General features: G+C 70.7%; 12 protein-coding genes. 10 read left to right on the top strand and 2 right to left on the bottom strand.

Annotated elements, in window-relative coordinates; genetic code table 11:
• The first annotated feature begins 234 nt into the window (after positions 1 to 234).
• Complete coding sequence (locus tag E1269_RS10140) at positions 235 to 1,662, top strand: NAD(P)/FAD-dependent oxidoreductase (protein WP_131893978.1); 1,428 nt, start codon at positions 235 to 237, stop codon at positions 1,660 to 1,662.
• Positions 1,663 to 1,680: 18 nt separating this feature from the next.
• On the opposite strand, the gene E1269_RS10135 is transcribed toward E1269_RS10140, so the two are convergent.
• Positions 1,681 to 2,391 carry a hypothetical protein gene (locus E1269_RS10135; RefSeq protein WP_131893976.1) on the bottom strand — a complete coding sequence of 237 codons (711 nt, stop codon included), beginning with the start codon at positions 2,389 to 2,391 and terminating at the stop codon, positions 1,681 to 1,683.
• Between the two features lie 181 nt (positions 2,392 to 2,572).
• Between E1269_RS10135 and E1269_RS10130 the strand changes: the two genes are divergently transcribed.
• From E1269_RS10130 to E1269_RS10115, 4 genes are all read left to right on the top strand, one after another.
• Positions 2,573 to 4,660 carry a GAF domain-containing sensor histidine kinase gene (locus E1269_RS10130; protein ID WP_131893974.1) on the top strand — a complete coding sequence of 696 codons (2,088 nt, stop codon included), beginning with the start codon at positions 2,573 to 2,575 and terminating at the stop codon, positions 4,658 to 4,660.
• Entirely contained in the window at positions 4,657 to 5,337 is a 681-nt protein-coding gene (locus E1269_RS10125) for a response regulator transcription factor (RefSeq protein WP_203433300.1), read from the top strand. Before E1269_RS10130 ends, E1269_RS10125 begins: the two co-directional genes overlap by 4 nt.
• Positions 5,338 to 5,382: 45 nt before the next feature.
• Complete coding sequence (locus E1269_RS10120) at positions 5,383 to 5,673, top strand: DUF1330 domain-containing protein (RefSeq protein WP_131893972.1); 291 nt, start codon at positions 5,383 to 5,385, stop codon at positions 5,671 to 5,673.
• Positions 5,674 to 5,795: 122 nt separating this feature from the next.
• Positions 5,796 to 6,257, top strand: coding sequence for a nitroreductase family deazaflavin-dependent oxidoreductase (locus E1269_RS10115; RefSeq protein ID WP_131893970.1), 462 nt, complete (start codon positions 5,796 to 5,798; stop codon positions 6,255 to 6,257).
• Between the two features lie 45 nt (positions 6,258 to 6,302).
• Here E1269_RS10115 and E1269_RS10110 read toward each other — a convergent pair whose 3' ends face one another.
• Positions 6,303 to 6,899, bottom strand: coding sequence for a TetR/AcrR family transcriptional regulator (locus E1269_RS10110; RefSeq protein ID WP_131893968.1), 597 nt, complete (start codon positions 6,897 to 6,899; stop codon positions 6,303 to 6,305).
• A gap of 83 nt (positions 6,900 to 6,982) precedes the next feature.
• Here E1269_RS10110 and E1269_RS10105 point away from each other — a divergent pair, with 83 nt between their 5' ends.
• The 5 genes from E1269_RS10105 to E1269_RS10085 all read left to right on the top strand — a co-directional run bounded on the left by E1269_RS10105 (position 6,983) and on the right by E1269_RS10085 (position 12,757).
• Entirely contained in the window at positions 6,983 to 7,870 is an 888-nt protein-coding gene (locus E1269_RS10105) for an oxidoreductase (protein WP_131893966.1), read from the top strand.
• Positions 7,871 to 7,963: 93 nt separating this feature from the next.
• Entirely contained in the window at positions 7,964 to 9,205 is a 1,242-nt protein-coding gene (locus E1269_RS10100; protein ID WP_131893964.1) for an ROK family transcriptional regulator, read from the top strand.
• Between the two features lie 38 nt (positions 9,206 to 9,243).
• Complete coding sequence (locus E1269_RS10095; RefSeq protein WP_131893962.1) at positions 9,244 to 10,842, top strand: ABC transporter substrate-binding protein; 1,599 nt, start codon at positions 9,244 to 9,246, stop codon at positions 10,840 to 10,842.
• Entirely contained in the window at positions 10,839 to 11,801 is a 963-nt protein-coding gene (locus tag E1269_RS10090) for an ABC transporter permease (RefSeq protein ID WP_131893960.1), read from the top strand. Before E1269_RS10095 ends, E1269_RS10090 begins: the two co-directional genes overlap by 4 nt.
• On the top strand, positions 11,798 to 12,757 hold the full coding sequence (locus E1269_RS10085) for an ABC transporter permease (protein ID WP_131893958.1): 960 nt from the start codon (positions 11,798 to 11,800) through the stop codon (positions 12,755 to 12,757). Before E1269_RS10090 ends, E1269_RS10085 begins: the two co-directional genes overlap by 4 nt.

Below are 12,757 nucleotides of genomic sequence, written 5' to 3'. Positions count from 1 at the left end.
TTCGACGCCGCGCTCTCTCACGTGGAGGCCGACGACGGCCAGCGGTGTGCCGGCGTTGTCCGCGACCAGCATCCCGCCCGCCCGGTGCCGCCGATCACGACGATCTTCATGGTGGTGCCTTTCGGGAACGTCCTCGACGCCCGCATGCCGGACTGTCACGGCGGCCACGCATGCTTGATGCTGTCACGAACCGGTGCGGTGTCGGTCGTGTTGGTGAGTGCAGGAGGAGGCGGCATGCGCAGGATTCTGATCGTGGGTGGTGGTTATGCGGGGTTCTACACCGCCTGGCGGCTGGAGAAGCGGCTTCGGCGTCACGAGGCGGAGGTCACCGTCGTCGATCCACGGCCGTACATGACCTATCAGCCGTTCCTCCCCGAGGTGACCGCCGGGTCGGTCGAGGCCCGCCACGTCGCCGTCTCCCTCCGCCGCCACCTGCGGCGGACGACGTTGATCGCCGGCAGTGTGATCGACATCGACCATGCGCACCGGAGCGTGACCGTGCGTCCCGCCGACGGGCCGGACCTCACCATCGGGTACGACACGATCGTCGTCACCGCCGGCGCGGTCACCCGGACCTTTCCGATCCCCGGCGTGGCCGACGAGGCGATAGGGCTCAAGCACGTCGAGGAGGCGGTCGCGATCCGGGACCGGCTGCTGACCGCGTTCGAGCGGGCGTCGGCGCTTCCGCCCGGCCCGCAGCGACGGCGGCTGCTCACGGTGACCGTCGTGGGCGGCGGCTTCACCGGCGTCGAGGGCTTCGGCGAGCTGCTGTCGCTGGCCACCGCCCTGCTGCGGTCGTACCCGGAGCTCAGCGCGGACGAACTGGACTTCCACCTGGTCGAGGCGCGGGACCGGATCCTGCCCGAGGTCACCGACCGGCCGGGGCGCTGGGTAGTGCGCCATCTCGAGGAGCGGGGCGCCCACGTGCACCTGAAAACCCAGCTGGTGTCGGCCGAGGGCGGGCACATCGTGCTGTCGACCGGCGAGGAGTACGACAACCACCTGCTGATCTGGACCGCCGGCAACCAGAGCAACCCGGTCGTCGCCCGCCACACCGACCTGCCCGTGGACGAGGACGGCCTGTTCCAGGTGCGTGCGGACCTGCGTATCGGCACCGACGACGCCGCGATCCCGGACGCCTGGGCCGCCGGCGACAACGCCGCCGTCCCCGACCTGGCCGCGGATGTCGCTGGCGCGCGGACCGTCCCCAACGCGCAGCACGCCGTGCGCCAGGGCAAGCGGCTCGCCGCCAACGTCGTCGCCGACCTGCGCGGCAAGCGGACCCGCCCCTACGTACACCACAGCCTGGGCACGATCGCCACCCTCGGGCTCGGCAAGGGGATCTTCCAGTACCGTCGGCTGGTCATCAAGGGCTTCGCCGCCTGGGTCATCCACCGGGGCTACCACGTGCTGGCGATCCCGACGTGGGAACGCAAGATCCGCGTGCTCCTGATCTGGGCGGCTGCCACCCTCTTCGGGCGCGACATCGTCTCGCTGCTCTCCGTCCAGCACCCCCGCGCCGCCTTCGTCGCGGCCACCCTGGGGTCGATGCACGGCACCAGCCAGGCCACCGCGCTGCGCTCCGACCCGGCCGACTCCGACGCCGACGGTGACGGCGACCCGCCGCCATCCCTTGGCGGCCGGAGCCTGGAGGGGCGCTGACCGCCGAAGGAGCAGAGCTCACACCTCACCGACGACCCCTGGCACACCGGCGCTGCGGCGGGGGTCCGACGGCGCGAGGTATGCGGCGCGGCGCCAGGTGCTGATGCCGGCGGCGATGAACCATGCCCAGGTGGCCATCATGGCGAGGAAGCCCGCGGCGTTGTCGAGCATGAGAAGCACGAAGCCGGCGAGCTGCGCTATGGCGAGAACGGCGGCGGCCCAGCCGAGCGAGCGTGCCATGATCGCGCCTGCGGTGGCTTCGACGGCGACGGCACCGAGCAGGACGGCCAAGGGCAGGGCGACCAGGCCGAACCCGAAGCCCATGTCGAGGAAGGTGACCGCGGTGGTCGGGTCGAGCCCGTCGCCGGCGCGGCGGACGGTCCGGATCTGGAAGACCGCGCTGGCGAGGGCGAGCGCGGTGACGATCGCGCCGGACCCGAGGACCAGCGCCGGGAGCACGTCGTCGTTCCCGCGGCGGCGGCGCAGCGTGACCGCGAGGTGCGCGGCGAAGACGAACAGGAGCATCCAGGCGGCGACGCCGAGGGACCTGCCGAGGTAGAAGCTGGTGACGTCCTTGTCGATCATCGCCGCGAGGATCTCGTCGGGCGTTCCGGCATCGGGTGCGGCTTCGTCGCCGCGCGCGATGACGTCGTCGCCGACGACTAGTGCGATCGGGTAGAGCGCGCCGCAGGCTGCTGCCAGGCGTGCCCAGCGTGTGTCCATGCGCATGGCTGCCTCCGCTGTTGTCCGAGCTGATGGCTGGCGACGGTAGGCGCGGCAGCCGGGCCGCCGACACCGTGCGTGCCGCAAACCGGCCCGCGACCGCCAGCACCGCTGGTTGCGGTAGACCGGAACGGACACTGCGATCCGGTGGCTGTCGCGCCGGCGGTTCGGCGGCCATGATGTGTCTGTGCTGGTCCCGCGGTGGGTGTGCCGGGCCGCCGTCGTGCTGGGCGCGGCGGGCCTGGTGGCCTACTGCGTCTGCGTCGTCGCGCTGGAGCCGTTCCGGTGGCGCAACATCGCCTGGTTCCTCGCGCTGCTGGCGCCGCTGTATGCCGTCGGCGTGCTGGCGTACCGGCGCCGCCGCGACCTGTCGATCGCTCGGCTGATGGTGCTCGTCGGCGGACTGTGGGCGGCTCATTCCGGTCTGAGCCACGTCGTGTACGCGTACCTGCGTGGCGGGGGCGCGCCCGACGGAGTGTGGCCGTTGGCGTTGCTCGCCGGCGCTCTCGGTGTGTCCGCGCAGGCGTCGGCCGCCACGATGTTCGCGCTCTTCCCGGACGGGCGCTGCCGCTGGCGTCACGAGCGGGTGTTCGTCGCGATCGTGGTGGCGACGGTGCCGCTCGCCGTCGTCGGACAGGCGGCAGCCGCCTCGACGATGCCGGTTGACGTGGAGTACGACGCGATCGACGTCGCCAACCCGCTCGCGGTGTCCGCGTTGGCTTCTGTCGAGCCAGCGGCGGAACTGTCGTCGGGCTTCGTGCTGCTCCCGGTCGCGTTCGTCCTGCTGGTGCTCCGCTACTGGTGGTCCGGGCCGCGTGCTCGCGGGCAGATCCGCTGGCTGCTCGTGGTTCTGGTCGCGGCGGCGTTCGTCGCCGCGGCGGCGGCCATCGTGGACCTGGCCGATGCTCGGTCGCCGTGGCTGGACGCCGCCGGGTTCGCCGCCGAGTACGCGGTGCTGGCGCTGGTACCGATCACGCTCGTGCTGGCGATCCTGCGCGATCAACTGCTCGACGTCGACGTCGTGCTGCGGCGATCGCTGGTGTACGGCTCGTTGTGGCTGGCCATCGGCCTGGCGTACGTCGGGGCGGCGTCGGGCGTCGGGTTGGCCGGCAGCCGGCTGCTGCCGTTGACGCTGGTGGTCGTCCTCACCGTCGTGGCGACGGTGGCCTTCCAGCCGGCCCGCAGACTGCTGGAACGGCTGGCCGACCGCGCGGTCTTCGGCCGCCGGTTGCGTGGCTACGAGCTGCTCGGCCACCTCGGAGCGACGCTCGAGGAGGCTGTCGACCGCCAGCAGCTGCCGTTGATCATCGCCGACGCCGTCCGTTCGGGGCTACGGCTGTCGTGGGCACGGGTGGTGCTGCACGTCCGGGTCGACGGCTCGGTCGACCGGGAGATGGTCACGACGTCGGGGGAGGGCGCCGGAGCGGCCTCGCAGGCGGTCGCACTCACGCACGGCGGTGAGACCGTCGGGACGATCGAGTGCGGGCCCAGGCGGGACGGTGCGTGGACTCCTGACGACCTCCAGGTGCTCGCCACACTCGCGCGACAGGCCTCGCTGGCTCTGCACAACGCCAGGCTGGGTGCCGAGCTGCGCGCCCGCCTGGACGACATCCGCCGCCAGGCCGACGAGCTGAAGGCTTCGCGGGCGCGGATCGTCCACGCCACCGAGGAGGAACGCCGGCGGATCGAGCGGGACCTGCACGACGGCGCGCAACAGCAGATCGTGGCGCTGATGGCGAAAGTGCAGCTGGCCCGGAACAACCTGGTTCGCGACCCGGCGCGGGCCGAAGCCATCCTGACGGAGCTGCAGGCAGAAGCAGCGACCCTGCACGACGATCTGATCGAGCTGGCCAGGGGCATCCACCCGCCGGTGCTCAGCGACCGTGGCCTGGCCGAGGCGATCCAGAGCCGAGCCGAGCGGTTGCCGATCGCGGTGACACTGGTGACGACGCCGGCGATGCGCGAGACCAGGTTCTCCGACCAGATCGAGGGCGCTGCGTACTTCGTCGCCTCTGAGGCGCTGACCAACGTGCTCAAGCACGGCCACGCCCATCGCGCCGTCGTGCACTTGAGCTGTCACGACGGACACCTGCGGCTGAGCGTCTCCGACGACGGCCGCGGCATCCACGACGGGCCACGCCGCGGATCGGGCCTGGCGAACATGGCCGACCGGCTCGAAGCACTGGGCGGGCGGCTCACCGTGACCAGCCCCGCCGGCGGGGGAACCTGTGTCGAAGCGGAGCTGCCGGCATCCGCGGCGGAGAGCCCGAGATGACGCAAGCCGTGCGCGTGATCATCGCCGAGGACCACTACCTGGTCCGGGAAGGCACGCGCAGGCTGCTCGAGGACGGCGCCGACATCGACGTCGTGGCATCGGTCGGCACCGCCGTCGAGCTGCTGGACTCGGTCCGTCGGCTCCGGCCCGACGCTGTGATCACCGACATCCGGATGCCCCCGGACCACCGGATGGAAGGCATCGAGGCCGCCCACGCGATCAGATCGAGCCACCCCGAGACGGGGGTCGTCGTGTTGTCGCAGCACTCCGACAGCGCCTACGCCATGGAGCTCCTCCGACACGGCAGCGCCGGCCTGGCGTACCTGCTCAAGAGCCGAGTCTCCAACGTCGACCACATCACGTTCGCTCTGCGGGAGGTCATGGCCGGGCGCTCGGTCATCGACGCTCTCGTCGTCGAAGGGCTGGTCGAGCGCCGTCGGCGCGCCGACCAGTCACCCGTGGCCCAGCTGGGCGACCGCGAGCTGCAGATTCTGCGCCAGATGGCCGAAGGGCGCAACAACCACGGCATCGCCGAGACGCTGCACCTGTCGTTGTCGTCGGTCGAGAAGTACGTCACGGCGATCTTCGTCAAGCTCGGTCTCGATCAGCAACCCCATGTCGATCGGCGCATCATGGCGGTGCTGACCTACCTGCGCGACACCGACCAGCACCCCTGACCCGGACGCGAAAACCAATGATCGGCAGCCAGGAGGGAAGCGACCATGACCGGGATCATCATCGGAACCACAGAGGTCACCGAGCCGTTCGCCTTCGCTGAATACCTCCGTGCTGTCGAGGCGATCGTCGACCACCATGGCGGCAGGCTCATCGGTGCGGGTCGCGGCATCGACGTGTTGGAAGGCGACGTGCCGCCCGAGGCGGCCGTGGTCATCGAGTTCGACACGGTCGATGCCGCCAGGCGCTGGTACGAGTCCGCCGACTACACCTCGGCCCGCCGTATGCGCCAGCGCAGCGGACGCAGCACCGTCGTACTCCTCGACACCCGCGCCTGAGCCCGAGGCTCGCGTTCTCACGGTGCCGCGGCCAGACCGGTCAGGAATCGAGAAGCGCCCGGTTCCGGGCCGCACCTAGCGTAGCCGCCAGTGGAGATCACGTTGATCGACTGGAGGCGCACATGACGCAGAACAAGCAGGACCGCAAGCCCGGGACGCCCGGCGCGTTCTCGCGGTGGATGCAGCACAAGGCGAACGCCCGGACGAACCGCAAGATCCGCGGTGGCCGCGGCCACCTCATGGGCATGGACCTGCTGATCCTGAACACGGTCGGTCGCCAGAGCGGGCGGCCGCGGGCGAATCCGCTGGCGTGGTTCGCCGACGGCGACGACGGCGCTCGGCTGATCGTCGGGTCGGGCGGCGGGAGCCAGCACCCCGACTGGCACGCCAACCTGCTGGCACACCCCGACCAGGTGTCGATCGAGCTGCCCGGCGAAGCTCCCGTTCCGGTGACGCCACATCCTCTCGAGGGTGCCGAACGGGACCGCGCCTGGGAGATCATCGCGACCGCCCAGCCTCGGATCGCGAAGTACCAGAGCAAGTCCGACCGGACGTACCCGGTGGTCCGCCTCATCCCGCGATGACCTCATGCGCCCGCGGCCGCGCAGCCGGCCCGATCCAGCGGCCGGTCACGCCGGGTCCGGGGACCTCCGCGAGGCGTGGGCGAGCGGCAGGACGACGTCGTCGACGAGGTGGCGAACGTAGTCACGCTCCAGCGGTTCGCCGGTGATCAGCAACCGCAGGAACATCATGGCCGGCGGCAGCCGCCAGAGCATGTCGATGTCCGCGTCCGCGGGCAGCTCGCCGCGGGCCTTGGCGCGGGACAGGATGTCGAGCACCCCGTCGCGGCCGGGTGCGACGAGGTTCTCGCGGAACGCGCGCGCCAGCTCTGGATCGCGACGTGCACCCGAGACCAGGCCGGGGATGAGGTCGCCGAAGCCCTCGAGCTCGAGCCGGAGCCCTTCCAGCACGATCAGCAGGTCGTCGCGGAGCGAGCCGGTGTCGGCGTTGACCGGTAGGTCGTTCGTCGCGTGCGACACGGCGGCGATGACGAGCTCGGACTTGGTCGGCCAGCGCCGGTAGACAGTCGTCTTGCTCGCGCGGGCCTTGGCGACGACGGCGTCGACGGTGAGGCGGTCGTAGCCGGTCTCCCGGAGCACCTCGACGACGGCGTCGAGCAACTCGCTCTCCCGAGACCGGCCCATCCGCAGTGGAGCATCTGGCATGGTCCGCACTCTAGCGCATCGGGATACGGTACGGTACGGTACGATGATACGATACCGTATCGTACCAACGGAGGTGGATTCCGATGCCTGCTACGCACATCGACTGGACGGCGGTCGACGTGCCCGCCCAGAACGGCCGCACGGTGGTCGTCACCGGCGCGAACAGCGGCCTCGGCGCGCAGCTGAGCCGCGTGCTGGCCCGGGCCGGCGCGAGAGTGATCATGGCGAGCCGCAACGTGGACGCGACTCGGGCCGTGGCCGAGACGATCGGCGGGAACACCGAGGCCCGCCGGCTCGACCTCGCCGACCTGTCGTCGGTCCGTGCCTTCGCCGACGGCCTCGACGGCGACGTCGACGTGCTGATGAACAACGCGGGAGTCATGGCGGTGCCGAAGGGTGTGACGGCCGACGGGTTCGAGCGGCACATCGGCACCAACCATCTCGGGCCGTTCGCGCTGACCGGCCTGCTGATCGATCGTGTGCGTGATCGCGTCGTCACCGTGTCCAGCGGGCTGCACGTGCTCGGCCGGGTGCGCGACGACCTGAACTGGGAAAACCGTCGCTACCAGCGGTGGTTCGCCTACGCGCAGTCCAAGCTGGCCAACCTGCTGTTCGCCTACGAGCTCCAGCGACGGCTGGAGGCGGCCGGCCGGAGCACCATCTCGGTGGCGGCTCACCCCGGCGTCTCCGCGACCGAGGGCCAGCGCCGGGACACGTCCCTGCAGGGGAAGATCCTGGCCGGCGGGCGCGCGCAGAGCCCCGAGATGGGCGCGCTGCCGCTGCTCTACGCCGCGACCGCGCCCGGTGTCGACGGCGGCTCCTGCATCGGGCCGGACGGGCTCATGCAGCGCAACGGCCACCCGACCGTGGTCCGTTCGAACCGAAGGTCGCGAGACGCCGCGCTCGCCACCCAGCTGTGGGAGCGCTCAGAGCGGCTCACCGGCATCCGCTACGCCCTCGACCCGCGCTGACAACCGAACCGGAGGCTGCATGCGTAGGAAGGGCGCAATACTGCGGGCACGGACATCACCCAACAGGCGATATTTCGTTCACACTCTTGACAGGTGTCCCAGGCGTCCACCATGCTCCGCACCATGGTGGATACGGGCAACGGGTCGCTGCGATCCCTGCGCGAGAGCAACCGCGAGCGGTTGCTCGGCCTGCTGCAGGAGAACGGGGTGCTGCACCGCGCCGAGCTCGCCCGCCGGGCCGGCGTCTCCCGGACCACGGTGTCCACCATCGTCGCCGACCTGCTCGACGAGGGCATCGTGGTCGAGGTCGGCGACGACACCGACAGGTACGCCGCGGTGGACGACGTCGAGCGCAAGGGATCCAGGCCGCGGACCGGGCTGAGCCTCAACCCCAAGGCGGGCGCGGTCATCGGGCTGGACTTCAGCGCCGACGCCGTCGTGGGTGTCGTGGCGGACCTCGGGCACGAGGTCCTGGCGGAGGAGTCGCACGACCTGGGGGCCGAGCTGCCGTGGGAGAACCGTCTCGACGTCGGTGTCGACCTTGCTAAAACTTTGCTGGCCAGGGCAGACATGCCGTGGTCGCGGGTCGTGGGCGTCGGCCTCGGGGTTCCGGGTCCGGTTGACCAGCGCACGGGCGAGGTCGGTGCGTCGAGCCGGTCGCTGCCCTGGGCCGGCGCACATGCGGCCAGCGACCTGAGCCGCCGCCTGAACGTGCCCGTCAGTATGGACAACACCGCTCATCTCGGCGCGCTGGCGGAGATCGCCTGGGGCGTCGCGCAGGGCTGCCGCAACGTCATCTACGTGAAGATCTCCTCTGGCCTCAGCGCCGGCCTCGTGGTCGACGGAAGGGTGTTCGGTGGCGCCATCGGCGCGACCGGCGCCCTCGGCCACATGCCGGTGGACCTCGACGGCCCGGTGTGCCCGTGCGGCAGCCGGGGCTGTCTCGAGCTGTACGCGGCGGTTCCGGCGCTGGTGGCTCAGCTCCAGGGAATGTCAAGAGACTTGACGATCGGCCACATCCTGTCGATGGTCGACGACGGTCACCGGGCCGCCCGGCGGGTGCTCGCCGACGCCGCCGGCACCTTGGGCCGCGTCCTCGCCGGGGTCTGCAACCTGCTCAACCCCGAGCTCGTCGTCATCGGGGGCGACCTCGCGGCGGCGGGCGAGCACTACCTGGCGCCGCTGGAGAGCACGCTGCTGGACCACGCGTTGCCGATCGTCGCCGACCAGCTCCGCGTCGTGCCGGGTCAGCTCGGCGACCGGGCTGGCGCCCTGGGTGCGGTCGCCTGCGTGCTCCGCGAGGCCACCCCGCTCAGATCGACCAGCACCACCTGACCATCTCCTCACTCTTCGAAGCTTCCAGGAGGCAGGCCATGTCCACCCGGCTTGACGCACTCCGGCGTATGCCGCGCACGATCATGGCCGGCGGAGCGGTCGCCGTCCTCGCTCTCGCTGGCTGCTCTCCCGTCGACAGCGCCGGCGGGACGGGCGACGACAACCAGACCGAGGTCGGGAGCTCGTCCGGCGAACCGGTCCGCGGCGGCAGCCTCACGATCGGCCGGCCGGCCGACATCGTGAGCCTCGACGGCAACGTGCTCGGCGAGGTCCAGCTGCTCTATGCCGACGCGGTGTACAACACCCTGGTCGAGCTCGACGACGAGCTGCAGCCGCAACCGGAGCTCGCCGAGTCGTGGGAGCTGGCCGACGACGCCACGAGCATCACGCTGACGCTGCGCAATGGCGTCACGTTCCACGACGGCAAGGAACTGACCTCCGCCGACGTGAAGTACACCGTCGAGCGGGTGGCCGATCCCGTGGTGGGAGCGCCGCAGCTGGCCGCGTTCGCCAAGCTCGTCACCGGGGTCGAGACTCCCGACGACCGCACGGTCACCATCGCGTTCAGCCGCGCGCTGCCGAACATATTCGACTTCCTGGAGATGCTCTACATCGTCGATCAGGCGACCGTCGAGGGCCCGGACGCCACCACGGTCGCCAACGGCACCGGTCCGTTCGCCCTCGCCGAGTGGCAGCCGGAGCGCAGCTACACGCTGACGCGCAACGAGGACTACTGGGACGACGAGCTGCCGTACCTCGACGAGGTCGTGGTGCAGGTGGCCCCGGACCCGCAGACCATGGTCGTCCAGCTGGAGTCGGGTGAGCTCGACGCTGTCAGCAACGTCCCGCTCAACGAGGTCGCCCGGCTCGAGGACGGTGGCTGGAAGGTCACCGTCACCGATCCGGCCGGTTCCTACTACATCGCGGCCAACGTGAGCGACCCAGCGCTCACGGACCCGCGGGTGCGGCAGGCGATCAACCACGCGATCGACCGCGAGCGGTTCGTCGAGCAGACGCTGTCCGGCATCGGCGACCCGACCGCGCTGCCGTGGCCACTGACCTCGCCGGCGTACGACGAGGAGATCGACGCCTCGATGGCCTACGACCTCGACGAGGCTCGGCGCCTCCTCGACGATGCCGGCGTCGACTCGCTGTCGCTGGACCTGTGGAGCAACGGCGGCCAGGCACCACTGGTGGACTTCGCCCAGATCCTCCAGGCCGACCTGGCCTCGATCGGGGTGGAGCTGAACGTCGAGACCCCTGAGGTTCCCCGGTGGCGTGAGTTGTCGCAGCAGGCGAACTACACCGGTCTGCTGTCCGGGCCGTACGGATCGTCCAACTTCAGTCCCGCTTCGCTGTTCCTGCTCTCCCGGCCGTTCAACCCCGAGACCAACCAGTCCAACTACGCCGGTGAGGCGTACACCGCGCTGGTCGAGGAGCTGTGGTCGGCCACCGATGACGCCGCCAGGGAGGAGATCTACGGCCGGCTGAACGAACTGCTCCTGGAGGAGTCGTTCGTCATGCCGATCGCCACGAACAACCTCGTGATGGCGAGCGACGCCACGGTCCACGGCTGGGGCGAGCGGCGGCCCAACGGCGGCTTCGACCTGCGGGAAGTCTGGGTGGACGAGGGGTGACTCGCTACGTCATCGGGAGGCTGGCGCAGTTCGTCCCGGTCCTGCTGCTGTCGAGCTTCCTGATCTTCATGATCCTGCACCTCGCTCCGGGCGACCCGGCCAGCCTCGTCGCCGGTGAGGACGCCAGCCCGGAGGCGATCGCACAGGTCCGGCGGGAGCTCGGGCTGGACCGGCCGGTCGTCGTCCAGTTCATCGACTGGCTCGGCGGCGTCCTGACCGGCGACCTGGGCACGTCCTATGTCAACGGCCAGCCGGCCGCCGAGCTGATCATGACCCGCGTCGGGCCCACCCTGCAGCTGGCGCTGACCAGTATCCTGATCGCTGTCGTCATCGCGATCCCGCTCGGCTGCCTGGCCGCCATGCGGCCCAACGGCGTCGTGGACCGGCTGGTCACCACCCTGACGGCGCTGCCCATCGCCATCCCGAACTTCTGGCTCGCGATCATCGGCATCCTGGTCTTCGCGCTGTACCTCGGGATCCTCCCCGCCGGCGGCTACGCGTCGTTGACCGACAACCCGGGCGAGGCGGCGAAGTACCTGATCCTGCCGGCGTTCGCGCTGGCCAGTGACCAGATGGCGATCCTCATCCGGTACTGCCGCACGGCCATGATCGAGGCTCTGTCCGAGGACTACATCCGTACCGCCGTCGCCAAAGGGATCAGCCGGGTCCGCGTCGTCGTCCGGCACGGGCTTCGCAATGCCTTGATCCCGGTCGTCACCATGCTCGGGATCATGCTCGGCCACATGCTGTCCGGGGCCGTGATCATCGAGGCGATCTTCGCCTGGCCGGGGCTGGGACGGCTGCTGGTGCAGTCGATCCTCAACCGTGACTACCTCGTCGTCCAGGGAATCCTGCTGCTGATGGTGGCGTGGTTCGCGCTGATCAACCTCATCGTGGACCTCGTCTACGGCGGCATCGATCCTCGGATCCGGCTCGGCCGCCGGGAGGTCGCCGCATGACCGCGCCGCGCATGCTCTCCGAGGCCCAGCCGGTCGGCCTCGCCGACTCCGGCACGACCGATGCGGCCGACGGCAGCGCCGCGCGACCGACCCGGCTGGGCCAGCGGCCGCGGCGCCCTTTGCGACGGGCGCTCACCACGACCGTCCGCTCGCCCCAGGGCATGGTGGCGCTGGGTGTCGTCGCGCTGTTCGCGCTCGCCGCGGTGCTTGCGCCACTGGTCGCGCCGCACGACCCGATCGCCCAGGACCGCGACGCCGTGCTCGCCCCGCCGGGCGGGGAGTACTGGTTGGGCACCGACCAGCTGGGCCGCGACATCCTCAGCCGGATCATCTTCGGCGCCCGGATCGCGCTGACGGTCGGCATCGGCGGAGTGCTCCTCGGTGCCACGGTCGGCACCCTGCTCGGCATCGCGTCCGCGTACTACCGCGGGTGGGTCGACTCGGTCACCGGGCGCATCTGGGACGCGCTGCTGGCCTATCCCGGCCTCCTGCTGGCGATCGTGGTCGTCGCCGTCCTCGGCACCGGAACCGGCCAGGTCCTGGTCGCCATCGCCTTGATCAACATCCCGGTCTTCGCCCGGCTCGCCCGTGCCTCGACGCTCAGGGAGCGCGAACGCGACTACGTGGTCGCGGCCGAGTGCCTGGGCGGCCGGGACGCCCACATCATGGTCAAGCACCTCCTGCCGAACGTGCTCGGGCCGCTGCTGGTGCAGCTCAGCCTGGCGATCGGCATGGGCATCCTGCTCGAGGCCGGCCTGTCGTTCATCGGCCTGGGCACCCAGCCGCCACAGCCGTCGTGGGGGCTGATGCTCAACGAAAGCCGGACCTACCTGCGCGACGCCCCCTGGTACGGCGTCTTCCCGGGCCTCACCCTCGCGGTGTTCCTGCTGGCACTGAACCTGCTGGCGGACTCGCTGCGGGAGTCGCTCGGGGGGCGGAAGAGCCGGGTGTGGTGA

The organism is Jiangella asiatica (assembly GCF_004349065.1).
In the GTDB taxonomy this organism is placed as follows: domain Bacteria; phylum Actinomycetota; class Actinomycetes; order Jiangellales; family Jiangellaceae; genus Jiangella; species Jiangella asiatica.
Note: the sequence above shows the minus strand (reverse complement) of the source record. Positions and strands in the feature narration are given on the sequence as shown.

What these genes read in the sequence shown, in the direction of transcription:
- E1269_RS10125 (WP_203433300.1), top strand. Translation starts at nt 4,657, where the DNA reads ATGACGCAAGCCGTGCGCGTGATCATCGCCGAGGACCACTACCTGGTC.
- E1269_RS10120 (WP_131893972.1), top strand. Translation starts at nt 5,383, where the DNA reads ATGACCGGGATCATCATCGGAACCACAGAGGTCACCGAGCCGTTCGCC.
- E1269_RS10105 (WP_131893966.1), top strand. Translation starts at nt 6,983, where the DNA reads ATGCCTGCTACGCACATCGACTGGACGGCGGTCGACGTGCCCGCCCAG.
- E1269_RS10085 (WP_131893958.1), top strand. Translation starts at nt 11,798, where the DNA reads ATGACCGCGCCGCGCATGCTCTCCGAGGCCCAGCCGGTCGGCCTCGCC.
- E1269_RS10110 (WP_131893968.1), bottom strand. Translation starts at nt 6,899, where the DNA reads ATGCCAGATGCTCCACTGCGGATGGGCCGGTCTCGGGAGAGCGAGTTG.
- E1269_RS10135 (WP_131893976.1), bottom strand. Translation starts at nt 2,391, where the DNA reads ATGCGCATGGACACACGCTGGGCACGCCTGGCAGCAGCCTGCGGCGCG.
- E1269_RS10115 (WP_131893970.1), top strand. Translation starts at nt 5,796, where the DNA reads ATGACGCAGAACAAGCAGGACCGCAAGCCCGGGACGCCCGGCGCGTTC.
- E1269_RS10140 (WP_131893978.1), top strand. Translation starts at nt 235, where the DNA reads ATGCGCAGGATTCTGATCGTGGGTGGTGGTTATGCGGGGTTCTACACC.
- E1269_RS10095 (WP_131893962.1), top strand. Translation starts at nt 9,244, where the DNA reads ATGTCCACCCGGCTTGACGCACTCCGGCGTATGCCGCGCACGATCATG.